The organism is Thalassolituus sp. UBA675, from assembly GCF_002297765.1.
Lineage (GTDB): Bacteria > Pseudomonadota > Gammaproteobacteria > Pseudomonadales > Oceanobacteraceae > Thalassolituus.
In genome coordinates this window covers 36,528-62,998 of record NZ_DBNJ01000022.1, presented here as the reverse complement: position 1 = coordinate 62,998, position 26,471 = coordinate 36,528, and the positions used below count along the sequence as shown (strand labels likewise).

Below are 26,471 nucleotides of genomic sequence, written 5' to 3'. Positions count from 1 at the left end.
ATATGACTGATGAGTCAGCCATCACGCCGACTGCCGAAGACCTGTATCCACCGCTGCAACGCAGCGGTGATGCTGTTTACGATGCCGCCGGTACCATGCATCCGCACTGGAATTATGTCATGGAGAGCCTGGCAGGAATGCCGGGCAGCGTCCTGCATGACCGTCAGGCTAAGGCCCGTCGCTTGTTGCGTGACGACGGCGCGACGTACAACATCTACAGTGACAATTTCCGCGATAAGCAGAACGACTCCCGTACCTGGGGGCTAGATCTTATTCCTAATGTCATCAGCAGTGATGACTGGGCAGCCATTGAAAGTGGGCTGGTTGAGCGTGCGGAGCTGCTGAATCTATTATTGCGGGACATTTACGGCCCACGCCAACTGATACGCACTGGCGTTATCCCTCCTGAAATCATTTACGCGAATCGCGGTTTTCTGCGCGCCTGTCAGGGGCTGCGTATGCCCGGCGAGCATGATCTCATTATTCACGCTGCTGATATGGCCCGTGGCCCAGACGGTAAAATGATGGTGCTTGCGGACAGAACTCAGAGCCCGAGTGGCGCAGGTTACGCGCTCGAAAATCGTACGGTGATGTCGCGTGTCTTGCCGAGCTTATTCCGCGATAGTCACGTTCATCGCCTGGCCGGCTACTTCCGCCAGTTGCGTAGCAAAATGCAGAGCCTGTGCCCTCACAGACCCTCGCCTCGTATCGCGGTGTTGACCCCTGGCCCTCGTAATGAAACCTATTTTGAACACGCCTATCTGGCGAATTACCTCGGGTTTTATCTGGTTCAGAGTGATGACCTGGTCGTTCGTGGTGGATTTCTCTGGATGAAATCGCTGGATGGTCTCAGCCGGGTCGATGTACTTATGCGTCGCGTTGATGACTGGTTCTGTGATCCGGTAGAACTGCGCGGTGATTCCCGCCTCGGTGTGCCCGGTCTGCTGCAGGTGGTCAGGGCTGGCAACCTGGTGGTGGCCAACTCTCTGGGCTCGGGCATTCTTGAAAGTCCAGCGCTGCTGAAATATCTCCCGGACATCGGTCGCGCGCTACTTGGGCGTGAGCCTCGCCTCAACAGCGTGCAGACATGGTGGTGTGGTGATCCTACTGACATGACCTATGTTCTGGATAACCTGGCGAAGCTGGTGGTGAAACCTACGTATCGTAAACCCGGCGAACTCAGCTTCTTTGGGCCTAAAGCCAGCGCTGAAGAGCTGGCTAATATGGCCGCCCGGATTAAAAGTGATCCCCAGCGCTATGTTGGCCAACCTGTACTGGAGTCCAGCTTCTTACCGACTCTGCAGAATAATGTGTTGGCACCGCGGCCAGCGATACTCCGGGCCTTCACGGTTGCGGGTACCGGGTCATACAGTGTTATGCCGGGCGGTCTTACCCGGGTTGGGCTCAAAGAAGATGCGCTGCTGATCTCTGGTCAGGCGGGTGCGACCAGCAAAGATACCTGGGTGGTAGCTTCCGAGCCCGAGCGCATCGTTACCAATCAGCACGAAGATGTTGCGCCTGCGCGGGAAAGTGAAGCGACCAACCTACCTAGCCGCGTGCTTGAGAACCTGTTCTGGATGGGGCGCTACGCTGAGCGTGCAGAAGCCTGTCTGCGTCTGTTGCGAACTGCGTACTCCATGCTTAACGGTGAAGATCCTCTGTCGTCAGATCTGCGCCTGACGTTACTGAAGGCCGTGACTGAGTTGGCGACTATTGCGCCTATGAAAACGCCGGAGAGCGATGAGGCAATGATTGAAGCTCTGCGCCGCGGAGAAGCGCCGCAGTCGATTGCGAATACCCTCAACAGCATGCTTTTCTGTGCCGATGAAGCCAAAGAGCTGCTGTCCTCTGATACCTACCGGGTAATCAATGACATACGCGATGCGATTCCGCTGCTGGATGGCGATGAGCAGGATGCCTACCTTAGCCCTGATGAAGTACTCGACCCTCTGGTCACAGCATTAATGGCCTTGGCGGGCCTGACTCACGAGAGCATGACCCGCGGTTACGGTTGGCGCTTTATGGAATTGGGCCGTCGAATCGAACGAGCCATGCAGACTGGGCGGCTCGCAGGCACCTTGCTTGGTCCTGAGATGATGGAACCAGAGCAGTCGCGCATAGCCGAAGCTTTATTGCTCACACTCGAAGGCCTGATTACTTATCGTCGCCGCTATGGTGCTCGTCCTGATCTGCGTAGCGGCCTTGATCTGGTTCTGCTGGATACAGATAACCCACGTTCGGTGATGTATCAGCTCGGCAATATATTGCGCCAGTTGCGTAAGCTTCCAAGTCATGCGGGGTATCTGCATGAGCTGCCGCCTGCTGAGAAAGCACTGATCGAATGCAGTACGCGCGTACGCTTGTTTACGCTCTCTGAATTGTCTGCAAGTACGGAAGGTGAGCGTAAAGTGCTGATTGAAGAGATGCAGACTCTGGATAACGCCCTGATGGACATCAGCGATATGATCGGCGATCGCTACTTTGATCACAGAGAAGACTCGCAACAGCTGGTCGATGCTCGCTGGGAGGGACTGTAATGAAGTACCTGATTAAACATATTACCGCCTACAAATACGCCAGCCGGGTCTCTCATTGCTATAACCTGGCACAGATGATCCCGCGCACGACTCAGCGTCAGACCTGCATCAACAGCAAGATAGAAGTCACCCCGGAACTGGCCATGGAGCAGCGCCGGGAAGATTATTTCGGCAATCAGGTGTTTCAGTTTGAAATTCAGCGGCCACACAAAGCCCTGACGATCACCGCCACCAGTCAGGTTGAAACGCGTCCTCAGATTGCAGACACCAATCTCGATCTTGGTAGCACCTGCGCGGAAGTGCTAAGCAAAATGCAGCAGTCGAAGTCGGAAGATGTACTGCTCGCGCGGGAATACCAGCTGGACTCATCCATGATTGCGGCGGCACCCGAGTTCCGCGATTACGCGGCGGACCTGTTTACCGCTGATCGTTCTCTGTTATCGGCGTGCTTTGCTCTGACTGCTCGAATCTACGAAGAGTTCAGCTATTCGCCGCTGGCGACAACCATTGCGACACCTCTGTCCGAAGTTATGCAGAACAAAAAAGGGGTGTGTCAGGATTTTGCTCACCTGCAGATCGCCTGTCTGCGCTCTCTGGGGTTTGCTGCCAAGTACGTTTCCGGGTACCTCGAAACATTGCCACCACCGGGTCAGGAAAAGTTAGTGGGTGCCGATGCAACGCATGCGTGGTTATCGGTATTCTCGCCGGGTGAGGGCTGGGTAGAATTTGATCCGACGAACAATTGCCTTGCTGGAGAGCAACATATCATCACTGCCTGGGGCCGTGACTTTAACGATGTAACACCGCTGAAAGGTGTGATCTTTGGTGGGGGCTCAGCGCCTGAAATGACAGTCTCTGTGGATGTGAGTCGGGTCTGAATAGTCGGCACAGGCTTATTCGACTTTCCTCTAATAGGCAGAGACTGGTCGTGGTGACAAGCTGGGCTTCTGATGGAGGTACTGTATGACGACGCAGAAACAGGATATGAGTAAACAGGATCTGCCTACGACGCGATTTGAGCGTGTTTTTTTTCGCTATATCGCGTGGTTTCCGATTCTGACTCTACCCATGCTGGTCTGGGAGCTGATGGAAACCGGACAAATGGGCATGGGGCTGATCATTGGTCTGGTGCACGCGGTGTTGGTGTTCCGCTTCGTGTCGGTCAATAACGTGCCGGGTTGGTTCAAAAAAAAGGGCAGCTGATCCGCTGCCCTTTTCATTTCAGCTGAGCCTCACGCTTAGCCGCGAGCCGACAGTTTCTGGCGTGCTCTGCCAGCCGCTGCACACACCTGATCAGGCGCGGTTCCACCAATATGATCGCGAGCCGCGACAGATCCTTCCAGTGTCAGAACATCGAATACATCTTCAGAAATCTGATCCGAAAACTGCTTCAGTTCTTCGAGCGTCATTTCGCTCAGATCTTTGCCTGTTTCCAGACCGTAAGCGACCGCTTTACCGACAATTTCGTGTGCATCACGGAATGGAATGCCTTTACGAACTACATAGTCAGCAAGGTCCGTTGCGGTAGAGAAACCGCGCATGGCCGCCTCACGCATAAACTCTTTCTTCGCCTGCAGGTGTGGAACCATATCAGCGAAGGCGCGCAGTGAGTCACGCAGAGTGTCTGCCGTATCAAACAGTGGCTCTTTGTCTTCCTGATTGTCTTTGTTGTAGGCCAGTGGCTGTGACTTCATCAGGGTCAGCAAGCTGATCATATGACCATACACACGACCGGTTTTTCCGCGCACCAGTTCAGGAACGTCCGGATTTTTCTTCTGCGGCATGATGGATGAGCCGGTGCAGAAGCGGTCAGGCAGATCGACAAACTGGAACTGAGCAGACGCCCACAGCACCAGTTCTTCAGAGAAGCGCGACATGTGCATCATGATCAGAGACGCTGCGCTGGTAAATTCGATGGCGAAGTCACGGTCAGAGACGGAATCGAGACTGTTCTCGGTCGGTGCTTCAAAGCCCAGTAGCTCGGCAGTGTAATGACGATCGATGGGATACGTCGTACCAGCGAGTGCAGCAGCGCCCAGTGGCATCTGGTTTACGCGCTTGCGGCAGTCCTGAAGGCGGGCGTAATCACGCTCAAGCATTTCGTTCCAGGCCAGCAGGTGATGACCAAAGGTCACTGGCTGTGCGGTCTGTAGATGGGTAAAGCCCGGCATGATGGTGTCGGCTTCACGTTCAGCCAGCTCAACCAGACCTTGTTGCAGGCGCGTCAGTTCGGCAGAGATAACGTCGATCTCATCACGCATGTACAGACGGATGTCCGTCGCTACCTGGTCGTTACGGGAGCGGCCAGTGTGTAGCTTCTTGCCCGTAATACCAATCTTGGCCGTCAGGGCAGCTTCAATGTTCATGTGCACGTCTTCAAGCTCGATGGACCACTCGAATTTGCCATTCTCAATGTCGCTCTGAATTTCGTTCAGGCCATTGATGATGTCGTCGCGCTCCTGCTCAGTCAGAACACCTACTTTGCACAGCATGGTTGCATGCGCGATGGAGCCCTGAATGTCCTGGCGGTACATGCGCTGATCAAACTCCACAGAGGCGGTATAGCGGGCGACAAAGGCGTCGGTCGCTTCAGAAAAGCGGCCTCCCCAGGAAGCGTTTGTGGATTGGTCGGTCATCAGGCACCTCTGATCGGACATTCGTTGAATTGAAGAAAGGCGGGATTATAGCCTTTGCGGCTTTACGTTCATACCGGAGTAATCTGCCCTTTACGGCAGGGCAGATTATAGTGAGACTCTGATGAAGCGTTTGCTGCTACTGAAACAGGACATGGTGTGAAGAACAAACAGACCCAGACCCGGGACGAGCTTCTGGACGGCTTCTTTTTGCCGGACCTGTGTAATGCCCGTGCCGTACTCATACTGCTGATTGTCAGTGAAGCGCTGGTTCTGGCTCTGACATTGATCGAAAGCGGTATCGACGGGTTTTCAGGAATTCGTTTTGGGCTGGTTTCACTGTTTGTTCAATGGGTAGCGTTAGTATCCGTGGCGTTGCTCTGTCAGGCTCGTGGTCAGCTAGCCCGGCTTCCTGTGTGGGCGGCATCAACTGTGGCTCTGCTCATTATCCAGCTGGTGACCTTGTGTATCAGCCTGTTGGGTGAAACCTTCTTACCTGCAATTCAGCCCTCGCTGGATTGGTACTGGGTTGCCCGCAACCAACTGGTCAGCGCAATTTTTTCGGCGATGGCGATGCGCTATTTTTACGTGCAGAGCCAGTGGCGCTTGCAGACTCAGGCTGAACTCCGGGCTCGTCTTGCGGCCTTGCAGGCAAATATCCGTCCGCATTTCTTTTTTAATACCCTCAACACCGTTGCTTCTCTAATCGTCATAGACCCTGAAAAAGCGGAGCAGATGCTGCTTGAGCTGGCTCAGCTTTTCCGCGCGGTTTTACGTGGAACCGAAGAAACGACTTCTTTGGCAGAAGAGATCAAACTTGGGCAGGGGTATCTTGATATTGAACAGACCCGTTTAGGCGACCGGATGCTGGTGGAATGGGAACTTCCTCACGTTCTGCCAGATATACGGGTGCCACAATTAATTTTGCAGCCTTTGCTTGAGAATGCTGTTTATCACGGTATCCAGCCTGTTGTGGCGCAGGGAGACATCAGGGTGTCGCTGGCGCAGATGGATAAAGGTTGGTTGCTGCAGATCAGTAACAGCAAAAGCAGTGAGTCCGTCGAGTCCAGTGGCAACCGCATAGCCCATCAGAATATCCGCGCACGTCTGGAGGCGCTTTTCGGTGAAGGTGCCACACTTAATGTAGAGGATGAGGGACATCGCTACGAAGCACGTATCCTGATTCCGAGCAGCGGGGAGAAAGTATGAATTACCGTGTTCTGGTGGTGGATGATGAGCCCCTCGCACGGCAGCGTCTGAAACGCCTGCTTGAGGAGCACAAAGACTTTACGTGTGTCGCTGAAGCCGGAGATGGGCAGGCGGCAGTGGATTGGTTGTCGCAGTTCAGAGCGGATCTTGTTCTGCTCGATATCCAGATGCCCGGTCTGGATGGTTTGCAGGCCGCAGAGAAAATCAGGACGCTGCCAAGTGCCCCTGTCATCGTCTTCTGTACCGCCTTTGACGATCACGCTCTGGCGGCTTTCGATGTGGATGCTGCAGATTACCTGCTGAAACCGATCCGCAAAGAAGATCTCACCCGGGCGTTGAGCCGGGCGGCAGAACGTCTGAGTCGGCAGGTGTCCGGTCCGGCTGCGCGTACACACATCAGTGCGCGAACGTCGCAAGGCTTAGTGCTGACCCCGGTAGATGATGTGCTGTTTTTCAGCGCAGACCAGAAATACGTCAGTATGCACCATGCTGACGGAGAGACCCTGATAGACGATTCGCTGAAGCAATTGGAAGAAGAATTTCCGCAACGCTTTATGCGGATTCACCGCAGCTACCTTGTTGCGTCCGACCGGGTTCAGCGCCTCGAAAACACCGATGACGGTGTTGTTTTGTGGCTGCGGGATTGTGATCAACCTCTGCCAGTGAGCCGGCGCCACGCGCCCGGTGTGAAGAAGCATCTGCGCGGCGGCTGAGGCCGCGCAGCAATCGCCCCCCAATCCTGTTATCATCCGCGCTTGATAAATGCACAGTTTCAGGTTCGAGGACATCATGCCGACACCATCCCTACTCCGCATTGCGACCCGCAAAAGCCCACTGGCCATGTGGCAGGCCGAACACATTAAGGCCCGCCTGGAAGCGTTGCATCCGGGGCTTGAGGTTGAGCTGGTTACATTTACCACTCAGGGAGACAAAATTCTGGATGTGCCTCTGGCGAAAATCGGTGGCAAAGGGTTGTTTGTCAAAGAGCTGGAAAGCGCCATGCTCGACGGGCGGGCGGATATCGCTGTGCATTCAATGAAAGACGTGCCGATGGAGTTTCCGGAAGGGCTTGAGCTCGGTGTGATCTGCGATCGCGAAAACCCTCTGGATGCGTTCGTCTCGAACAAATACAAGGCTCTGGCCGAGATGCCAGAGGGCTCAGTGCTCGGTACATCCAGTCTGCGCCGTGGCTGTCAGGCCAAAGAGCGACGCCCTGATCTTGAAGTGAAGAGTCTGCGCGGCAACGTACAAACGCGTCTGGGTAAGATGGACGCTGGCGAATACGATGCCATCATTCTTGCCTCTGCAGGTCTGCTGCGTATGGAAATGGATGAGCGCATTGCCGCATTCATGCCGGCAGAAGAATCACTGCCGGCGGGTGGGCAGGGTGCCCTTGGTATTGAGTGGCGCAGTGCTGATAAAGACATTCATGCCTTGCTCGCGCCGCTGCACCACGAAGTAACCGCACAATGTGTATTGGCAGAACGTGCCATGAACCGCCGCCTGCAAGGGGGCTGTCAGGTCCCCATCGCTTGTTACGCCATCATTGATGGTGATGAATTGTGGCTCCGTGGTCTGGTGGGTAGCGAAGACGGCCAGCAAATGCTGCGTACCGAATACCGGGGCTCGCCAGAAGACGCCGAAGCACTGGGTATAAAGGCAGCAGAAGACCTGTTGGCGCAGGGAGCGGGTGATATCCTGCGTGCCGTGTATGGTCATGACGTTCACTGAAGCATTACCCCCGGTCGTAGTGACGCGACCCGCGGACAAAGCGAGTGAATTGATCAGCTCTGTGGCGGAGCTCGGCTTTGAGGTTCGCCATCACCCTTTGATAGAGATTTGTCGCTTCGACGATGACGGCAGTGCAGCGTCGCGTGCCTGTCGTCAGAAAATCCTCGATATAGACCATTATGACGCTGTCATCGCAATCAGCCAGAATGCCGCTGAGGCGGGTTTCGGATGGATGGACGATTACTGGCCGCAGATGCCAGTGGGCCTGCGTTGGTACGCTGTCGGCCCGACAACGGCAGCGGTTTATCGCGAGTACGATATCGACGCAGAAATGCCGGTTGACCGATACGACAGTGAGGGAGTACTCGCGCTGCCATCGTTACAGCAGGTCGAGGGTGAGAAAATACTCATCTGGCGCGGAGTCGGCGGTCGGGAAACCCTGGCATCGGTTCTGCGTGAGCGTGGTGCCCGTGTCGACTACGCCGAGCTCTATGAGCGCCGGCAGATTGAATGGGCGGAAGCCGACTGGGAAAAAACTTTGCAGGGCGCGCCAGTATTGCTGCTAAGCAGTGGGCAGGCGCTCGATATTGCACAACAACAAATACCTGATATCGCGACCCGGGTAAGTACCATCATAGTGCCAAGTGAGCGAGTGGCTACTTACGCCAGGCAGCAAGGCTGTACTGACGTGGTGGTTGCGGCCAGTGCCCGTAATGAAGATACTTTGCACAGCCTGCGCGCGCGGTTTGCCGCAGGCCGTTAAGATTTCGCCGTTAAGGCCAATTTCAGAAGGAAATTCACCGTGAGCAACGAACAACAGACTAACGCCCCGGCTGATAAGGGACAGAAAGAAAAGCGCAGTTCCAATGTGCTTTCCTGGTTTAACCTGCTCCTGATCATCATCCTGTTTGCTCTGGCGGGCGCGGCAGGCTTTTTCGGCTGGCAGCAGCAACAGGCTGCAACCGCTGAAACTGCGGTCCTGACTGATCGCCTCAATACTGCACTGCAGAAAATTGAAGCGAGCAACGCGCGTGAAACAACATTGATGCAGCGCGCAGAAGCACTGAATACAGCGTCTCAGAACCTTGCCGCTCAGGTGGCTCACAACACAGAGCGTCTGGGTAAGCTGCCGGGTGCAGAGCGTCAGGATTGGCTACTGGCTGAAGCAGAATACCTGCTGCGCCTTGCCAGTCAGCGCCTTGAGCTTGAGCGTGACTGGGAAGGTGCGATCAGCATGCTGACCGCAGCAGACAACGTCATCATTGAAACGCGTAACCCCCGTTTTGATAAAGTCCGTGCTCAGATTGCCCGTGAGCTGATGGCTCTGCGTGCCGTGCCTGCCGTTGATCGTGTGGGTGCCATCTTCCGCCTGCAGGCTCTGCAGGAGCAGGTAACAGCGCTGCCATGGATGCCAGAAAAACTGATTGCAGAACCTGTTGCTGAAGAAGAACCTCTCACGCTGGAAGAGCAGACCTGGTACTGGAACCTCTGGTACACCGTCAGAGATAACGTGATCCGTATGGTGCGTATCCGTGAGCGTGACGAGCCAATCGCGGCGCCACTGACGCCCGATCAGCAGTATTACCTGCAGCAGAACATGCACCTGATGCTGGAACAGGCTCAGATTGCACTCCTGCGCGAACAGACCGAACTGTATGAGCACAGCCTTCAGCGCGTCTCAGAGTGGTTAGATGCCTATCTGGTTATTGAAGATGCACGCACTCGTGCGGCCCGCGCTGCCTTGTCTGAACTGCAGGCCTGGGAAGTGGCTCCGGAGCGCCCTGACATTACTGCGTCACTCCTGATGTTGCAGAAACTGGTTGAAGAGCAGCGCCGCAATGGCACTGTACAGCCAACAGAAGCAAATGCGGATGAGGCTGAAGAGGCCGGTACGGAGGACGACGCATGAGACTGATCGTTCTTTTTCTGATCCTGATTGCTGCGGGAGCGCTGGCCGTTGGCGCATTCGTTTATATCGATGCTGGCTATGTCATGCTCAGCTGGGAAAACTACACGGTAGAGACCAGCCTCTGGATGTTTCTGGTATTGGGCGCCATCGCCCTGCTGGCTGTGTATATAGCATTGCGTGCGTTGCTGGTGTTGTTTGGTAGCGACCGCCGCTTCAATGAGTGGCGTCAGCGTCGTCGCAGCTTACGTGCCCGTCGTCAGACCACGCGAGGCCTGCTTGCTTTGGCGCAGGGTCAGTGGCGCCGTGCCGAACGCAACCTGACAAGCAGCGCTAAAGATTCTGATCAGCCTTTGATCAACTACCTGGCGGCTGCCCGTGCTGCTTACGAGCAGGATAAGTCAGAAGCAACGGACGAATGGCTCAAGCAGGCAAGCCTGAGCACCAAAGGCTCAGACCTGGCGGTGGGTATTACTCAGGTACAGCTGCTGCAATCGCGTCACCAGAACGAGCAGGCGCTGGCCGTGCTGATCAGCCTGCGTGAAAAGCATCCCCGTCATGCCTATCTGCTGAAACTGCTGGTAAAAACGCTGCAGGATCTCGAAGACTGGGTAGCGTTGAATGAGCTTCTGCCAACCCTGCGCAAAGCGACCAAAATCCCGGATGAAGAGTTGCGTAAGCTGGAGCGCAACGTTGCTCTGCAACTGCTCGACCGCGCCCGTCATGCAAATGGTGGACAGGGCCTGACAGCAACGTTTGATGGTCTCGGCCGCGACGTGCGTTACACCAGCGATGTGATGAAGTCATACGTTGACCTGCTGCTCGAAACTGAGCAGGAAGAGAAAGCAGAAGAAGCGCTGCGTGAAGGCCTTAAGCATGTATGGCACGACGAGCTGGTAGAAATCTACGGTCGTCTGAAAGGTAAAGATGCCAACAAGCAGCTGCTGTTTGCTGAGCAGCAGCTGAAAGAGCGTCCTAATGACCCGCTCCTGCTGCTCACTCTGGGTCGTCTGGCGCTGCGTGTGAATGATCTGGAAAAAGCCCGCGAATATCTGCAGACCGGCTTGAGTATCAGAGGCCTGGCCGAACTGCACGCTGAAATGGGTAAGGTCATGCTGGCCGAAGGCGATGAGACGCTGGCCTGTGAACACTTCCAGCTGGCTCTGGGTCACTGATCCCACGCAAGCTGCGCGACACCAGTACATAAAATAATAACAACCGGCGGCCTTGAGCCGCCGGATTGGTATCAGGGGGATGTTATGAATGATATGCCACATCGCTCGGCGCTTGCCGACTACCTCACCATACTGACGGGTCTGTTTACCATCCTGAGTGGAGCCTACTCACTCTACGCCGGTGGTGATGTCTCTGCGGCGGCGGATACCGAAACCTATTGGGATGGTCCTCTGCGACATGCTATTGCGATTACGCTGACTGTGATGGGGCTGTACTTCTTTATGGATCTCTCTGTGAAAATCGCAGGTAAGATCGTCAGAACCGGCACCAGCGGCCTGCCCGGTTGGTTGGTTTTTGGCCTTTTCTATTTTGGTGGTATGGCGTTATACGGGGTCTTTCAGATCGTGCTCCAGTCGAATCTGTTTGCTGAATTACAGATCTCATATTTTATCACTTCGCTTGTCATCTGGCTGGCATTGACCATTCCTCTGGCCATCATGTCGGCTTTCAAACCAAAGCCCCGCCGTTAAGGCTCTCCATCACTACCTGCTCCACCTTACTACTTCAGTAGTCTTTACTCTTCTGAGGGATCTCTGCGCAGAAGAGTATTGCCTTTCTTTATAATATAACGATAATTATTCGCATTAATATTTATTCAGAGGCGAGTCAGCTATGAGTTCAGCATTGAGTCAGGCATCTGTCGGGATCATCTTCGGAACGGATACCGGGAACACCGAGGATGTTGCGGAGAAGATATCTGAGCAGCTACAGGGGGCTGGTATTGTTGCGGAACTGGTTAACATCACAGATGCCGAGCCGGAGCAAATCCAGGGTTATGACCTGGCCATTATGGGCATACCAACGTGGGACTTTGGAGGCATTCAGGTTGACTGGGAAGACGTGGAGGAAATGATTCAGGCCCTGGATATGTCCGGGAAAACGGTTGCCCTCTATGGCCTGGGAGATCAGTTTGGCTACGGTGACTTTTTTGTCGATGCCATGGGCTGGTTACAGGAACATCTGCAAAAAGCTGGTGCGCGTTTTATCGGTTACTGGCCAACGGAAGGGTATGAGTTCGAAGCTTCGCGTGCCGTAAATGACGATAAGACACTGTTTTGTGGTCTGGCCATCGATGAGGATCAGCAGTTTGAACTGACTGATGCTCGTGTTGAGCAGTGGGTATCTCAGATCATCAGTGAATACAATTCGCTGGCGGCGGCCTGATATGAGATACATGTGTAACGGCCATCGTCAGTGGCTGATCGATAATCCTTCTGAGCTGACACCGAGCTGGCAGCGGGCAACGTCCATGGGCTGTGAGGCGATGCTCGGCGAGCACTGGCAGAGAGCAGCTATATGTTTCGGTAATGCCGTTGAAGTGGCGGAGCTGGAGCTGGCAAGAAACCCTGATCGTGCGGCACAACAGCGCTATCTTGAAGCAGCAGCTCAGATGATGGCTGCCTTTCGTCGTCTCGGCGACCAGCGAAGCTGCCGCTTTTTGTTCAGCAGAGTGCTGGAGTTGTTAGAGCAACTATCTATGCGGGATTTTTGCGAGGAGAGCCTGGGAATTCTCAAAGAATTCACATTCGGAGACAGCAGGGATGCAGAGAAATCAATGTGGCAGAAGTTAGCTTCAACGAAAGAGCGACGTGCAAGCCTCCACTGAGTGATCTGAACGGGACGGCGAGGAGAAGTACCGTCGATTTACGCAAAGGCTTTGTTGCCGCTTGTAATTTCCTGTTATGAGTCTTTGTTTGCAGTTGCTTACAGAGAACCGGTGACTACATTGAAATTTATATCAATTTAATCCCGGGGCTTTTCTGGCTCCAGTCTCTTGTGGAGCCTGCATGATCGGTATTATTCAGAAAGTACTGCTTGACCTGCTGGAAGAAACCGGCGGAAAGCCATTACTGGGCGCAGTCCTGAAACGAGCTGAAGTCCCTGAGAATGTTACCTTCCGGATAGATCAGAATTATTCAGATGACGAATTTCATCGCTTGCTGCAGGCGAGTGGTGAGGCGACAGGGCTGTCCGAAAGTGAATTGTGTGTTCTTTATGCCAAAGCATTTCTTACCCGTGCCCGTGAGTTATTCCCACGTTTCTTTGAGATGTCGTCATCGTCAGAAGAATTTTTACTTCGCCAGGCAACCATCCACGCGGTGATGGCCTCAGGTCTCAAGACCAGTGAAGACAGAAAAGCCGTGACGGATAAATTCTCTGCCGAACAGGTCCGATCGGGGTTTGTTCGGGTCAGCTATCGTTCGGCGAATAAACTATGCGAGCTGTATAAAGCGTTGGCACACGAAGTGGCATCTTTATATGGAGAAAAACTACAGATCAGTTGTGAGCATTGCATGAAGCGCGGTGATGCAGAGTGCCGTTTCGCGATTAACTGGCAAACGCCCAGGTCTGTACACTCTTCAGGTATGGCGGTAGCTCCGGTATGAGTTATTCCGGGAGTGACAGCGAATTACAGTCGTTAATAGCCAGTATTGCGGATCAACTTTGCGACACAGTTGATAATAAGTTCGACATGCACGTATCGATCGACAGCGACGATGTGCAAGGGCAGAAGTTATCGCTACTGGTGAATTTTCTGCTGGAAAATGTACGCAGAAACATGAGCCAGCTTGAGCAATTAAATAATCGTCTCGAGCACAAAGTAAAAGAACGAACGGAATTGCTCGATCTGGTGATTTCTGGTTCAGACGACGGTGTCTGGATCTGGTTTTTTAATCAGGATCGTGTTGAGTTTTCGCCCAAGTGGCATGCAATGGTTGGCGAGCCAGTGACCGATGAATCTCAGGATCTGAATCACTGGCTGCAACGGGTTCATCCTCGTGATCGTGCTGACCTTCAGGGGGCGATTAAGGCCTTGCTTGAAGGTCGGGAGAATAATCTTACCGCAGAGTATCGTATACGCCATGCTTCGGGCGGCTACCGCTGGATGCTGTGTCGCGGAGCCTGTCAGCGCGATGAAAATGGAGAGCCTACCCTGTTGGCAGGCACCCAGACAGACATTACCAGTATGCGTCTTGTAGACCAGCGCACGGGGCTTCCTAATGAGCATTTCCTGCGTGAGCGTATGGAAGATGTGATGGATAAAGGCGCCAGTTTTTATCTGATTCTGATTGCTTTTCACCAGTTAGATTCACTCAGCGAGTCGCTGGATCATTCTGGCTTGAGTACATTGCAGGACGACGTGTCCCGTCGGCTCATAGGTACGGTCGATGTCCGTTCTGTGGTGGCTAAGATTTCCGGTAATACGTTCGCTGTTTTTGGCCAGGTACGTGGCAATGACGACCCTACCCAGCTAATGGAAGCCGAGTGCGATGCCATAGCAACGAGTTTTTCTGAGCCTTTCCGAATCCAGTCATATGGCGATCACGTGATGAACACTGCGATTGGCGCGTTGGAAAGCACTGAGTTGGCCAACACCAGTGCTGAAGAAATGATCAATGCAGCCTGGTCAGCATTGCGCTACGCCAAGAAGCGAGGCGAAATCTGCTTTTATGATCAGCAGCACCGGGATGTCAGTGCTCGTCGTGTGTTGATTGAGCAGAAAATTCGCAGCGGTATTCGCGACGGAGGCATTGCGCCCTGGTTTCAACCAATATTTGCAGGGCGCACTAAAGCACTGGTGGGCTTTGAAGCTCTGGCACGTATGGATTGTCCCGGTGTTGGGACTGTATCCCCAGCCGAGTTTATTCCCGCAGCAGAGCAGAGTGGCTTGATGGGGGAGTTGGGAGAATGCATTCTGTCGCAGAGTATTGCTATGGCGAAGTCACTGACCGCCGGTGTGCTGCGCGGCGAGCCCTTTTATATCGGCGTGAACGTGTCAGCGATGCAGTTACTGTCGGAAGGTTTTGCATCGACGGTCTTCAGACTTCTTAACGAGCATCAGCTCAGCCCGGAGTTTCTGCGTCTTGAAGTCACCGAGTCGGTATTTGTTGGCAACATAGATATCGCCAAAACTGAGCTAAGTAAACTACGTAACGCCGGTATCAAGATCGCATTGGATGATTTTGGAACCGGATACTCATCGCTAAGCTATCTGCGCCATTTACCGATTGATGTGTTAAAAATTGACCGTAGTTTTATTACAGACCTTGAGCAGCAGGATAGCAAAGCTGCAATTGTTGAAACCATTGTCAGCCTGGCAAGATTGCTGGAGCTGGATGTGGTGGCAGAGGGGGTTGAAACCGAAGCCGAGCTGGCGGCTCTCAACGCCATCAGTGCGATGTCAATTCAAGGATTCTATTTCAGCCGGGCTCTGCCTGAGTACGAGCTGGGACCATTGATCGAACACAATCTGAACAGCCGCAGAGTTGTGAACCTTCCTGCCCGCGTTTAGGTGCGGCCATAAAAAAACCGGCGCATTCGCCGGTCTTCTTTAGTGTGATAATAAATCAGTCGTCTTTTTCCATATGCACAGATACCTGTGGGAATGGAATTTCAATGCCTTCTTCATCGAAACGAAGTTTCACTTTTTCCATCATGTCCCAGTGTACTGGCCACAAGTCCGCAGCGTTTACCCATGGGCGGCAGATAATATTCACAGACGAATCAGCCAGTTCATGGACGGCAATTTTAGGTGCTGGGTCGGCCAGAATACGCTCGTCGGCGGCACACATTTCTTCCAGGATTTTCTTCGCTTTAAGAAGGTCCGAACCGTAGCCAATACCAAACACCATGTCGACGCGGCGGGTTGGCTGCTCTGAGAAGTTGGTCATAGTGCTGGAGAAAACATTACCGTTAGGAATCGTAATAACTTTGTTGTCCGGGGTTTTCAGTCGGGTATGCAGAATGGTGATCTGCTCAACGGTACCCATTTCGCCATCGAGTTCGCAGAAGTCGCCTACTTTGAATGGACGGAACAGTATCAGCATTACGCCGGCTGCGAAGTGGGAGAGGGAATCCTTCAGTGCCAGACCAACAGCAAGACCAGCGGCACCAAGCAGGGCGACCAGTGAGGTTGTATCAACGCCTAACTGCGATAGTGAGAAGACGATGACAAGAAGGAGGAGGACGCTGCCGATGATATTCGCGAGGAAGTTCACCAGCATAGGCTCAAGGCTGGCTTTCTCCATAACCTTACGCGTTCCGTTAGTGACGGTACGGGCGATGATGCGGCCGATAAAGAACACCAGAATAGCTAATACGATCTGGGTGCCCCAAGGAAGAATGTAGTCGGCCCACAGTAGCTGTGGATCAAGGTTCAGTTGTTCCCAATTGATATTCACAAATAAATCCTTACTCCGGAGGAGGTATTGAGTATGAAAGTCTTTTTGTTCGCCAGATCATTGCGCCAAAATCATTCTGGTGCAAGCGAACCCTGACATTTTGGGGCTCAAATCAGACAGATTTATTGCGGCTTAGCTGTTCGCTGAAAAATCCGCCCGGTTGGCGTAGGCAAACACGTCGGAATGCATATTGGACTCTTTCAGGCCTAAAGGTTCCAATTGATCGAGGGTACCGAACACCATGTTAGGTGAGCCGCAGGCGAACATATCAACGTTTGTCAGGTTGTCAAAATCTTCGTGGATAACTTCGTAAATCCAGCCGGCGCGGCCGTTCCAGTCATCGGCGTGCTGCTGAATAATAGGATGGTAATGAAAATTGGAAAAATCGTTCTGCCAGCTTTGTGGCAACTCTGGCAGGTAGAAGCCGACTGCTGCACGGTTCGACCAATAAAGGTGAATCTCGCGCTCAGGGTCGAGCGCGAGGGTCGCTTCTATCAAAGCTTTGATTTGTGAGAACCCGGAACCAGCAGCCACCATAAGTAACGGTTGCCCTTTGCGTTGATCAAGAAAATGCTGGTTTATGTAGCAGTCGCCGGCAGGAACGGTGACACGGGCGATGACGGCTTGCTGCAGGAAGTTCACTACCTCATTTGCCTTGTCGCTGTTGGCCGCAATATGGAGCTCAATTTCCCGCGACTCTTTGCCTGTGAGGGCGCCGGGAGCAGAAGCGATGGAGTACGGTAGCTGTTCCTCGTTTGCGTCGTTTCCGATGTGCAGCATCAGATACTGCCCGGCCCAGAAGTCCGGAGCCTTGCCGGCAGGTGCGAGAAGGATTACCCGGTAAACGTCATCCGCCAGCAGCTCGACCGACTGTACCTGACAGGCAAGTGTGGCGGGCTGTTTGTGGTCCGGAGCGAATACATCGGTCATAACAATCTCAACGTCAGATTTGGGAAAAGCTACGCAGCATAATACCTGATTATCCTGCTCAAGTATTGGGTTGCCCAGCTCATTACGAAAGCCTAGTTCACCGGACAGTCGTTCGCCCATGCACACATGACAAATACCGTTCTCGCAACTTACGGGCAGAATGACACGTTGTTCGAGGGCCGCATCGGCAATGGTCTGATCAGAGCGGCAGCGAATCGTGACACCGTTCGGCTGAAAAGTGATCCGGTGCGTTCTGCCACCCTTCGGGTTGGCCGGATCACTCATTTCAGACCAATGTCTTTACCGATTTTCCTGACCAGTTGGTCGACGCTGTCTTTGACGTCGTCGTCCATCACAATCGGTACACCCCATTCACGGTTGGTTTCCCCCGGCATTTTATTGGTCGCGTCTAAACCCATTTTCGAGCCGAGCCCGGACACCGGCGACGCAAAGTCGAGGTAATCGATGGGCGTATTTTCAATCATGGTGGTGTCGCGTGCGGGGTCCATGCGGGTGGTAATGGCCCAGATCACGTCTTCCCAGTTGCGGGTGTCGACGTCATCGTCGACCACGATCACAAACTTGGTGTACATAAACTGTCGCAGGAATGACCAGACCCCCATCATTACGCGCTTGGCGTGGCCGGGGTACTGTTTCTTCATGCTGACCACCGCCATGCGATAGGAACAACCTTCTGGCGGCAGATAGAAGTCGACGATTTCCGGAAACTGCTTTTGCAGAATCGGCACGAAGACTTCGTTCAGAGCAACACCCAGAATCGCGGGTTCGTCTGGTGGACGGCCGGTGTAGGTACTGTGATAGATCGGGTCTTTGCGGTGAGTAATACGCTCAACCGTAAAGACCGGGAAGTGATCCACTTCGTTGTAATACCCTGTGTGGTCCCCAAACGGACCTTCAGGGGCCATGTCGTCTGGGTGGATCACACCCTCCAGCACGATTTCAGCCGACGCCGGAACCATCAGGTTGTTGCCGATACTCTTCACCAGTTCCGTGCGTGAATCACGCAGCAGGCCAGCAAAGGCGTATTCGCTCAGGGTATCGGGCACTGGAGTGACCGCGCCCAGAATCGTCGCTGGATCTGCCCCCAGAGCCACGGTTACCGGGAAGGGTTTACCCGGGTGCTCCTGCTGCCATTCACGGAAATCAAGCGCGCCACCACGATGGCTCAACCAGCGCATGATCACGCGATTTTTACCGATGACCTGTTGGCGGTAGATACCTAGATTATGGCGCTCTTTGTGCGGGCCTTTGGTAATCACTAACGGCCAGGTAATTAGCGGGCCTGCGTCGCCAGGCCAGCAGTGCTGAACCGGAATCTTTGACAGATCGACGTCGTCGCCTTCAATCACAATTTCCTGACATGCCGCTTTTTTCACTTCTTTCGGGCCCATGGCCAGCACTTTCTTGAAAATCGGCAGCTTCGACCAAGCATCTTTCAGGCCTTTGGGTGGCTCGGGTTCTTTCAGGAAAGCGAGCAGCTTGCCGATTTCGCGCAGCGCCTCAACGGAATCTTCACCCATCCCCATCGCCACACGTTCGGGTGTGCCAAACAGGTTTGCCAGTACGGGCATGTCATAACCTTTGGGGTTTTCAAACAGCAGAGCGGGGCCTTTAGCGCGGAGTACGCGGTCGGCCAGTTCGGTCATTTCGAGGTGTGGGTCAACAGGCTCTTTGATACGAACCAGTTCACCGCGTTTTTCCAGTTTCTTGATGAAGTCGCGCAGGTCTGCGTATTTCACGAGAAGCTCTCACTGTTTGAATCAGGGGGAGCATTCTAACAGCTTCGATTGAGGGAAGTAGAGGTGGGGTTAGTCAGGAGCAGGGGCGAATTTAAGTGATTGGGATAAAGCTCGGTAAGACACGGTAAATACATCCCTGTACGCTCGGATGCGCTATCTGACCGCCAAGGATGGCGGAAATGCCGGGGGCTGTATGGAACAGCCCCGGTCTGGCGCATACGCTTACCTCGCTGTACCCCAATCATTTTTGTACTGGCCCATCCGCTCCCTCTCTCGAGAAGGGAGTGGCGGGGTTAATTAAAGAAATCAAACGCCCAGAAGTGGTCGAAATCCGGGAAAATGCCGCTGTTCTTCTGCGATTCTTCGCGCCAGAAAGCACCATCAGCGCGCTCAACCTGTACCGGTTCTGCATCCGGATCAGGAGACTGAACTGACGTTGTCCGACAGGTGGTTTACGACCCAGGCTTCGTTGTCGTTGCGCAGAGCGATTGCAACTGGTTCAAGGCCGACCGGCACGCTGTGCAGCAGCTCAGGTGTTTCGCCACTGACATCAAAGACTTCCATTTTGCCGTCGGGTGTATTCAGCGCATACAGGCGAGTGTTGTCCGAGTTCAGAACCAGTGGACGAACCTGTCCGGATTCAAAGTTGGTGTAAGAACCCTGCACCTTAATATCGATGGTACCGTTGGTGTCACCATCGAGGTTGTCACTGACGTTAAATACAATGCGGTCGTAGCCCGTGTACTCGGCATCCGGGATGTAACGCACGTTAGGTGGCGTGCCTTCGAGACGGCCATGAAGTGGTGCCTCTACGATGCTCCAGCTGAGATTATTGTCTGGCTCGCCTTCTGGCGTCAGATGCTTTGCCCGAAAGTCGATGGTGATACTCTGATTGCGGAAAGTCGTCATGGAGTACGACTTTGCCTGGGGAATCAGAAATGGTTCTACATTGCCACGGTTGCCAATGAAATCGGCAACGAACTGAAGCTTCAGTACCTGTTCAAGGCTACCCTGTCAGGCATCGCCGTTCTTGGTTGCGTAACCTTCTACGCTGGCAGATACACCTGTAGCGGTCGTTATTAACCCCGCGCCACAGGTCAGGGCCATCGCCAGCCTGCGAGCTTTTGTTGTTATCGTCATTTGGTCTACCCGATGAGTCGTTTTTTTATTGTTATGACTGCGATTGAAACGCAGTGTGAGAAGGACGATAGAGGCTGTGTCCGGGGGTGAACAGAGATCCGTAACACACTGGCCGACAGGGGTACATGATCAAGGTCTTGCGCGGACATAGTGCGCCGCGGTGTAAAAACCTGTCCGATGGTGGTCAATACTGTGACCTGAGTCTCTGTCTGCTTTATAATCGAGCTTTTTTCCGGGGAGAGACAATGCGAGCCAGAGCCTGCTTGAATACAGCCGCCGTGGCTGGATTTACTGGGGTTGCATTCGGTGCGTTTGGCGCTCATGGACTCAAGGGAGTCATTGAGCCAGAGTTGATGGCAGCGTATGAAACCGGGGTGTTGTACCACCTGATGCATGCGGTTGTCCTGCTGGCAATGTCGGCATGGTTGTACGTGCGTCCGGCGTCCTGGATTCGTCGTAGCGCGATTATGATGACTCTGGGGTTGATTCTGTTTAGCGGTAGTCTTTATGCCATGGCCATGACAGGACAGCGTTTTTTGGGTGTTATTACACCGTTCGGAGGCGTTAGCTGGTTGATTGCCTGGGCATTTCTGATTCTGGCGGCATTCCGCCTTCCCCAATCCCCTTCTGACAGCGAGTAAAGCGAGTGTCTGACACTAATCAGGTTGGCGATGCCGACAAGCCACAATATCGCCGTGGCATAAAAAGTTTTGTTATCCGGGCTGGCCGTCTTACCAAAGGTCAGCAGGGTGGCCTGGATCGCCAGTGGCCGATCATGGGGCTGGAGCTTGAGCAGGGCGAAATTGACCCGCCTGCGGTCTTTGGTCGTGATGCGCATGTTGTGCTCGAGATTGGTTACGGTATGGGTCAGTCTCTCGTACAGATGGCCGCTGCGGCGCCAGAAAAAGACTTTATCGGTGTTGAAGTACACTTGCCCGGGGTCGGCTCACTGTTGAACCTGGCGGAAGAAGCCGGTGTCACAAACCTGCGAACATACAAAGACGATGCGATTGAAGTGCTGAAGCTGATCCCTGATAACAGCATTGATACGGTTCAGTTGTTTTTTCCGGACCCATGGCACAAGAAAAAGCACCATAAGCGCCGTATCGTACAGCCAGAATTCGCGCAGACCTTGCGACGTATCCTGAAGCCAGGTGGCGTGTTCCATATGGCGACTGACTGGGAGAACTACGCAGAGCACATGATGGAAGTCATGGAAGCGCAGGAAGGCTACGAAAACGTTGCCGGTAAAAATGAATATGTACCGCGCCCGGAACATCGCCCGTACACCAGGTTTGAAAAGCGTGGCGAGAACAAAGGGCACGGTGTCTGGGATCTGATGTTCCGGAAAGTTTGAGATTATGTGCAGATAGTCTGATGGGTTTCTCTGGCTCGCCGTAAACCCATCCATGGGGGCTCCGCTGTGCCATCCATGGCACAGAGGGCCAGCGAAACCCATCAGGCTATCTACACGAAATGTATTTAGGAGAGAGAAAATGCAGAAGAAAGATAAAGAAAAAGTATTTGGTGGTGAATGGTCGGAAGCGCAACTGCGTGAATTTCTGGTTGCCGAAAGCTACGACGGTTCAGACGCAGACTACATCGCCGTCATTCGCGCTTACCGCCACATGGTGCCGGGCACTTTTGCAGATTTTATTAAACTGTTTGCAGCCGAAGGTCACAATCTGGATGCAAAAAATGCTGACGGTGTAACTTTGCTTGAGACCATCGAATCTCATGCACAGGGCAAAGAGTACGCAGAAATTATTCGTGCCGCAGCCTGATCTCAGGTTGTAAAAAATACCGATTAAGCCGGAGGGCTTATGAAAAAAATAAAAATATTACCACTTTCACTCATCACTCTTGCCATGGTGGGCTGCGGTGGTGGTGGTTCTGGCTCAAGCAGTTCAGATGAGGATAACTTTCCGACAGATCTGACCTATTTTACGCTGGACGATTATCGCTCGACAGCAGAGTTGCTGCAGTTCAGAGGCGATAATGAAATTACAGGTACCTGGGTTGGTGTACGTAATAATACCTACACGGACGCTAATACCAGCGGTCCTGACTTCAAGCGTTATGAGAGTCGTCTTGAATTTCTCGTTATTCGGGAGAGTGCAGAGTATGAGAGTGGCTTTGAATTTGCCTCCTGCAATGCTGGTGGCTTCGTTGAAATTCGCAGCGTGACATCGACGGCCGTGGCTACGGTGGGCGCTGGAACGTACAGTCGTTCGGCGAATAACGTACTGACTTTGGAAGTCGAAGCTGCCGTCGCGCCGGGTGTCAGCCTGTATTCCAGCAGTGAATTTATCCGCCTGAAAGAGAGCACCGGTCGGGTAGGCTCAATGGGCTGGAATTGGGGCCCTGACCAGATTGTCACCGGCGAAGATGTTTTCTGTGCCGGATTGCACAACCTCGAAGACTCAGAAACCAAGTTGTCTGTAGCGACTACCAACGAAGACGATGGGGATACTATTCTCGATCTGAGTACAGAGACCTACTCTTTTACTGAACGGGATATTTATTTCTTCGATGCAGTAAATAACCTTTCACATGAATCTGCCGATTCGTCTGATGATATTGGTATTACTATTACAGGACAGGATGTGTACGGCTACGATGCTGCATTCAATATCCAGCGCAGTGATTCGAATAACGATACTGTGGTAGGTAACGTCTCTGTTGAAGTTACTTTTTAAACATTAATGTTTAAAAATAAAAAACCCGCCCTTTACGCTTCTGGGCGGCTTCGCGATCGAAACCATTGCCCTCTGCGGGTACCATCACGCCAGAATTCGGTGCTTCGACACCGCCGGCATCTGTGGTTGGCCCGGGTTTGCCATTGATCGTACTGGTGCGACCGAACAGGCGATAGTTATGCGCTGGGATGGTGGTCAGCAGGCAGTCCCTCGGGTGTGGCTGACACACTGAACGTCAGTGCCAGTGCTGGCAATGGCACGCAGGAAACTTGGCGTACGCTCGCACATCCATGCCGTAAAGATCAGGCACTGATGATATCGATGGCCGATTGCGTCTGGTTTGGCGCAAAAGGGAGCGTCTTGTTTGGAGGCGTAGCTGAAACACTTCGTCGCAGTGGAACCTCTGGTTTCGTGGCTCAGATTGTCATAGTCTAACTGCTTTATTCCTTCAGAGTGCAAGCAATGACTATATGGTTCTCCACCCCAGATATCCCGGCAGCGAACAAAGCGATGGAAAATACCGCCTGCTCCAATCTGGGCATTGAGATTACCGAGGTTGGCGATGATTGGGTGAAGGGCACAATGCCGGCTGACCCCCGAACGTTTCAACCGATTGGGTTAGTGCACGGTGGCGCCAATGTTCTGTTCGCTGAAACGCTGGGAAGTATGGCAGCGAATATGTGCCTCGATAACAGCAAAGAATATGCGGTGGGTCAGGAGATTAATGCCAACCACCTACGTGGCGTTCGCTCCGGCACTCTCACTGGAGTCGCAAAAATTGTCCATCGTGGCCGTACCTCTCAGGTCTGGGAAATCCGGATTTATAACGACGAAGAAAAGCTCAGCTGCATTTCGCGTCTGACGATGGCGGTGATTCCGGCGCAATAATCAGGGGGCACTTTAATCTACTTCTTCTTTATCTTGCTGATATTTTCCTGCTGAACCGTAGCCTTCTTTTGCGGTACATTTATCCCATACTTTAGTGTGGGGTGTCGCTAACTGACAGTCCTGTCAATGCAGGCAGGCGTTCCCCCGGATGTCGCAGGAGAATGGATGCACTACCTCATCGTTGATGATCATTTACTCTTTGCCGGAGGCCTGGCGGGGCTGCTGAAACAGTCTTTAGCGCCGTGCAATACAACACAGGTCCGTACCGCCGAAGAGGCAGAGCAAGTACTGAATGAGATGGATGATCAACCCGATCTCATACTGATGGATCTGAATCTGCCGGGTATCAGCGGCCTGACGCTTATCCGGCGCCTGCAACAAATGTCAGTTTTTTCACCTGTCATGATGATCTCTGCGTCTGAATCATTAGCGGACGCTGGCAAAGCGTTGGAGCATGGGGCACTGGGGTATTTACCCAAGTCGTCACCGCCAGAGGTGTTGATCAAAGCCATTCAGGAAGTCCTGAATGGCGGCACATACTTACCAGAAGGCTGGCAGGAGCTGATTGAGAGCCAGAAGCAGGCGCTGCCGGATATACGCCTGACGCCACGACAACAGGAAATTCTTCACCTGCTGGCTCAGGGAATGTCGAACAAAGTGATCGCCAGTGAACTGGATATCTCAGAGAACACGATCAAAGGTCACCTGCGTGATGTCTTCCGGCTGTTCCGCGTGACAAACCGGACGGCGTGTCTGAATGCCGTGCGCAGGTTGGGACTACTGCCTGAATGACCAGCCCGATAGACGATATTCAGCTCAGCGATGATGAAATAAATGCGTTTCGCCGTCGCCGGGCAACGGATGATCTTTACGACCGCATCAGCACCATCACGATTGGCACTCTGATATTAACAACGGTGTTGATTGTTAATCAGAGCCCACCGGCCGGTGCTGTTTATGGATACCTATGGTATGCCGCCTGTGTCGGACTTGAAGTGTTCGGTACGGGGCTGCTGTGGTGCTACCGGAATTACTATGAGCGCCGTTCTCTTTCGTTCTGGCGCGGCATGTATATGTCAGGCGTCCTCGTGCTGGCATCTCTGTGGGGAAGTGCCGGTGTTCTGTTTTTTAATCCCGCGGAATTTTCTGAGCAGACGCTGTTATTTGTTCTGATCATCGGGGTTACCGTTTCCTCGGTCAGTACCAATGCTATCTGGTTACTGAGTCATACGGCTTATCTCATTATCAGCACCATGCCGATGATTATTATGTGTCTGATTCAACCTGACCCTCAGTACAAAGGGATGGGTATGGCATTCCTTGCCTACATTGGTGTCGCTTATTCAGTCGCTCGTTCGGGCAGTATTACTTACAAAGACATGATGGCACTGACGTTAAAAAATATGCGCCTGGCCGAGACTTTGCGCGAGCAGTATGAGATTACCGACGCTGCCAGCCGGGCGAAAACTCAGTTTCTGGCATCCGCAAGTCATGACCTCCGCCAGCCTGTGCATTCACTGTCGTTGCTCTCTGAAGGGCTTCGGCAGGAAGTCTCCAGCGATCGCGGTCAACAGCTTGCGACTCATATCCGCTCTGCGGTCACCTCGATAGACGACCTCTTAGGGAAATTACTTGATATATCGCGCCTGGATGCGGGCGACGTACATGCCGAAGTCACTGACTTCCCTCTCGATGCACTGCTCAATAGCCTGATTATTGAAGCCAGACCCGTGGCAGAGGCAAAGGGACTGAAACTGAGTATCAAACCTTGCCGATATGCTGTTCGCAGCGACCCTGTTCTGCTGGGGAATATCCTGAGAAACCTGATCACCAATGCCATTAAGTATACTGAGTCGGGTGAGGTCGTCATCTCGACCGAAGTCGCTCAGCCAGCTCGTTTACTTGTCCGGGTATCTGATACCGGAATGGGAATCCCGAAGGATCAGCAGGAAAAAATATTTCAGGAATTTGTACAGCTGAACAATCCTGAGCGTGACCGGCAGAAAGGGCTCGGCCTTGGCTTGTCCGTATGCCGGCGACTTGCCAACCTGCTCGGGCATGAGTTGCAGGTGAGATCAGAACCCGGCAAAGGATCTGAATTCACCCTTACTGTAGCAATCGCGCATGAGGTATCAGCCGATACACCTGCTGACATGGTAAGTGACACCTCCGATGTTTATTCTGGCGCTCCCTCTGGCTTAAAACCGCAAGTATCTGCAGATGCGATATTTGCCGGCGTGAACGTATTACTCGTCGAAGATGATGCCATGGTGCGAGAGAGTACCGAGCAACTGCTTGCGGGTTGGGGGTGTGAAGTGAGAGCTTATGCTGATGCCCAGGCGGGCCTGGCTATGTTTGAAGCCGAGCCACACTGGGCAGACATTCTGATCAGTGATTATCGTCTGCCAGGAGCCATGGATGGCCAGGATTTGATCCGGCACATACAAACACAGCTCTCCTCCAATTTGCCCGCTCTTATGATTACCGGTGATACCGCGCCTGAGCGTATTAAAACTCTGGCGGATGACGGTATTGTGGTATTACATAAACCAGTGAAGCCCGGCTTTCTGCGCAATGCCATGCGTCAGGCGTTAATCGCTGTCTGAGTGTCCGTGGAGT

At 53.3% G+C, this 26,471-nt stretch carries 29 protein-coding genes; 22 read left to right on the top strand and 7 right to left on the bottom strand.

Features of this window, described 5'->3' with window-relative positions:
• Nucleotides 1-2 precede the first annotated feature (2 nt).
• The 3 genes from B3007_RS09200 (at nt 3) to B3007_RS09190 (ending at nt 3,740) form a co-directional block, all read left to right on the top strand.
• Complete coding sequence (locus B3007_RS09200; protein WP_068436883.1) at nt 3-2,537, top strand: circularly permuted type 2 ATP-grasp protein; 2,535 nt, start codon at nt 3-5, stop codon at nt 2,535-2,537.
• On the top strand, nt 2,537-3,415 hold the full coding sequence (locus B3007_RS09195) for a transglutaminase family protein (protein WP_068436885.1): 879 nt from the start codon (nt 2,537-2,539) through the stop codon (nt 3,413-3,415). Before B3007_RS09200 ends, B3007_RS09195 begins: the two co-directional genes overlap by 1 nt.
• A gap of 85 nt (nt 3,416-3,500) precedes the next feature.
• Nucleotides 3,501-3,740, top strand: a complete 240-nt coding sequence (locus B3007_RS09190) for a hypothetical protein (RefSeq protein WP_068436887.1) — start codon at nt 3,501-3,503, stop codon at nt 3,738-3,740.
• Nucleotides 3,741-3,775: 35 nt separating this feature from the next.
• On the opposite strand, the gene argH is transcribed toward B3007_RS09190, so the two are convergent.
• Entirely contained in the window at nt 3,776-5,173 is a 1,398-nt protein-coding gene (gene argH / locus B3007_RS09185) for an argininosuccinate lyase (RefSeq protein WP_301377190.1), read from the bottom strand.
• 156 nt (nt 5,174-5,329) lie between these two features.
• Here argH and B3007_RS09180 point away from each other — a divergent pair, with 156 nt between their 5' ends.
• The 11 genes from B3007_RS09180 (at nt 5,330) to B3007_RS09130 (ending at nt 15,546) form a co-directional block, all read left to right on the top strand.
• Complete coding sequence (locus B3007_RS09180; protein ID WP_301377191.1) at nt 5,330-6,379, top strand: sensor histidine kinase; 1,050 nt, start codon at nt 5,330-5,332, stop codon at nt 6,377-6,379.
• Nucleotides 6,376-7,092 (top strand): LytR/AlgR family response regulator transcription factor, encoded by a 717-nt coding sequence (locus B3007_RS09175; protein WP_301377192.1) that lies wholly within the window; start codon nt 6,376-6,378, stop codon nt 7,090-7,092. Before B3007_RS09180 ends, B3007_RS09175 begins: the two co-directional genes overlap by 4 nt.
• 76 nt (nt 7,093-7,168) lie before the next feature.
• Nucleotides 7,169-8,110 carry a hydroxymethylbilane synthase gene (gene hemC, locus B3007_RS09170; RefSeq protein WP_068436896.1) on the top strand — a complete coding sequence of 314 codons (942 nt, stop codon included), beginning with the start codon at nt 7,169-7,171 and terminating at the stop codon, nt 8,108-8,110.
• Nucleotides 8,097-8,873, top strand: coding sequence for a uroporphyrinogen-III synthase (locus B3007_RS09165; protein WP_301377194.1), 777 nt, complete (start codon nt 8,097-8,099; stop codon nt 8,871-8,873). The genes hemC and B3007_RS09165 overlap by 14 nt, the downstream gene beginning before the upstream one ends.
• A 39-nt stretch (nt 8,874-8,912) precedes the next feature.
• Entirely contained in the window at nt 8,913-10,019 is a 1,107-nt protein-coding gene (locus tag B3007_RS09160) for a uroporphyrinogen-III C-methyltransferase (RefSeq protein WP_301377196.1), read from the top strand.
• Nucleotides 10,016-11,191 (top strand): heme biosynthesis protein HemY, encoded by a 1,176-nt coding sequence (locus B3007_RS09155; protein ID WP_297531378.1) that lies wholly within the window; start codon nt 10,016-10,018, stop codon nt 11,189-11,191. The genes B3007_RS09160 and B3007_RS09155 overlap by 4 nt, the downstream gene beginning before the upstream one ends.
• A gap of 84 nt (nt 11,192-11,275) precedes the next feature.
• Nucleotides 11,276-11,722 (top strand): hypothetical protein, encoded by a 447-nt coding sequence (locus B3007_RS09150; protein WP_076514317.1) that lies wholly within the window; start codon nt 11,276-11,278, stop codon nt 11,720-11,722.
• Between the two features lie 142 nt (nt 11,723-11,864).
• Nucleotides 11,865-12,416, top strand: coding sequence for a flavodoxin (locus B3007_RS09145; protein ID WP_301377198.1), 552 nt, complete (start codon nt 11,865-11,867; stop codon nt 12,414-12,416).
• A gap of 1 nt (nt 12,417) precedes the next feature.
• Nucleotides 12,418-12,858: a hypothetical protein gene (locus B3007_RS09140; RefSeq protein WP_297531383.1), complete on the top strand. Its 441-nt coding sequence runs from the start codon at nt 12,418-12,420 to the stop codon at nt 12,856-12,858.
• A 181-nt stretch (nt 12,859-13,039) separates the two neighbouring features.
• The gene (locus B3007_RS09135) at nt 13,040-13,639 is read left to right on the top strand and encodes a heme NO-binding domain-containing protein (protein ID WP_297531385.1); all 600 of its coding nucleotides are present in this window, start codon (nt 13,040-13,042) and stop codon (nt 13,637-13,639) included.
• Entirely contained in the window at nt 13,636-15,546 is a 1,911-nt protein-coding gene (locus B3007_RS09130; protein ID WP_301377201.1) for a putative bifunctional diguanylate cyclase/phosphodiesterase, read from the top strand. Before B3007_RS09135 ends, B3007_RS09130 begins: the two co-directional genes overlap by 4 nt.
• A 55-nt stretch (nt 15,547-15,601) precedes the next feature.
• Here B3007_RS09130 and B3007_RS09125 read toward each other — a convergent pair whose 3' ends face one another.
• The 5 genes from B3007_RS09125 to B3007_RS09105 all read right to left on the bottom strand — a co-directional run bounded on the left by B3007_RS09125 (nt 15,602) and on the right by B3007_RS09105 (nt 20,265).
• On the bottom strand, nt 15,602-16,429 hold the full coding sequence (locus tag B3007_RS09125) for a mechanosensitive ion channel family protein (protein WP_068436927.1): 828 nt from the start codon (nt 16,427-16,429) through the stop codon (nt 15,602-15,604).
• 138 nt (nt 16,430-16,567) lie between these two features.
• Nucleotides 16,568-17,650, bottom strand: coding sequence for a 2Fe-2S iron-sulfur cluster-binding protein (locus tag B3007_RS09120; RefSeq protein ID WP_068436910.1), 1,083 nt, complete (start codon nt 17,648-17,650; stop codon nt 16,568-16,570).
• The gene (gene ubiD / locus B3007_RS09115) at nt 17,647-19,125 is read right to left on the bottom strand and encodes a 4-hydroxy-3-polyprenylbenzoate decarboxylase (protein WP_273089631.1); all 1,479 of its coding nucleotides are present in this window, start codon (nt 19,123-19,125) and stop codon (nt 17,647-17,649) included. The genes B3007_RS09120 and ubiD overlap by 4 nt, the downstream gene beginning before the upstream one ends.
• Before the next feature lie 417 nt (nt 19,126-19,542).
• Entirely contained in the window at nt 19,543-20,058 is a 516-nt protein-coding gene (locus B3007_RS09110) for an Ig-like domain-containing protein (RefSeq protein ID WP_301377239.1), read from the bottom strand.
• A gap of 81 nt (nt 20,059-20,139) precedes the next feature.
• A complete protein-coding gene (locus B3007_RS09105; RefSeq protein ID WP_297531395.1) occupies nt 20,140-20,265 on the bottom strand; it encodes a hypothetical protein in 126 nt (41 codons plus the stop codon).
• Nucleotides 20,266-20,528: 263 nt separating this feature from the next.
• Here B3007_RS09105 and B3007_RS09100 point away from each other — a divergent pair, with 263 nt between their 5' ends.
• From B3007_RS09100 to B3007_RS09085, 4 genes are all read left to right on the top strand, one after another.
• The gene (locus B3007_RS09100; RefSeq protein ID WP_245820033.1) at nt 20,529-20,906 is read left to right on the top strand and encodes a DUF423 domain-containing protein; all 378 of its coding nucleotides are present in this window, start codon (nt 20,529-20,531) and stop codon (nt 20,904-20,906) included.
• A gap of 5 nt (nt 20,907-20,911) precedes the next feature.
• Nucleotides 20,912-21,622, top strand: coding sequence for a tRNA (guanosine(46)-N7)-methyltransferase TrmB (gene trmB, locus B3007_RS09095; protein WP_297531397.1), 711 nt, complete (start codon nt 20,912-20,914; stop codon nt 21,620-21,622).
• 139 nt (nt 21,623-21,761) lie between these two features.
• Nucleotides 21,762-22,049: a PA4642 family protein gene (locus tag B3007_RS09090; RefSeq protein WP_297531399.1), complete on the top strand. Its 288-nt coding sequence runs from the start codon at nt 21,762-21,764 to the stop codon at nt 22,047-22,049.
• Between the two features lie 39 nt (nt 22,050-22,088).
• Nucleotides 22,089-22,964: a hypothetical protein gene (locus tag B3007_RS09085; RefSeq protein ID WP_301377205.1), complete on the top strand. Its 876-nt coding sequence runs from the start codon at nt 22,089-22,091 to the stop codon at nt 22,962-22,964.
• A gap of 10 nt (nt 22,965-22,974) precedes the next feature.
• On the opposite strand, the gene B3007_RS09080 is transcribed toward B3007_RS09085, so the two are convergent.
• On the bottom strand, nt 22,975-23,193 hold the full coding sequence (locus B3007_RS09080; RefSeq protein WP_301377207.1) for a hypothetical protein: 219 nt from the start codon (nt 23,191-23,193) through the stop codon (nt 22,975-22,977).
• Here B3007_RS09080 and B3007_RS09075 point away from each other — a divergent pair.
• The 4 genes from B3007_RS09075 (at nt 23,181) to B3007_RS09060 (ending at nt 26,458) form a co-directional block, all read left to right on the top strand.
• Nucleotides 23,181-23,399 (top strand): hypothetical protein, encoded by a 219-nt coding sequence (locus B3007_RS09075; RefSeq protein WP_297531405.1) that lies wholly within the window; start codon nt 23,181-23,183, stop codon nt 23,397-23,399. The genes B3007_RS09080 and B3007_RS09075 overlap by 13 nt on opposite strands.
• Before the next feature lie 27 nt (nt 23,400-23,426).
• Nucleotides 23,427-23,852 (top strand): hotdog fold thioesterase, encoded by a 426-nt coding sequence (locus B3007_RS09070; protein WP_068435805.1) that lies wholly within the window; start codon nt 23,427-23,429, stop codon nt 23,850-23,852.
• 165 nt (nt 23,853-24,017) lie between these two features.
• Nucleotides 24,018-24,644, top strand: a complete 627-nt coding sequence (locus B3007_RS09065; RefSeq protein ID WP_301377210.1) for a response regulator — start codon at nt 24,018-24,020, stop codon at nt 24,642-24,644.
• Nucleotides 24,641-26,458 carry an ATP-binding response regulator gene (locus tag B3007_RS09060; RefSeq protein WP_301377212.1) on the top strand — a complete coding sequence of 606 codons (1,818 nt, stop codon included), beginning with the start codon at nt 24,641-24,643 and terminating at the stop codon, nt 26,456-26,458. Before B3007_RS09065 ends, B3007_RS09060 begins: the two co-directional genes overlap by 4 nt.
• Nucleotides 26,459-26,471: the final 13 nt, after the last annotated feature.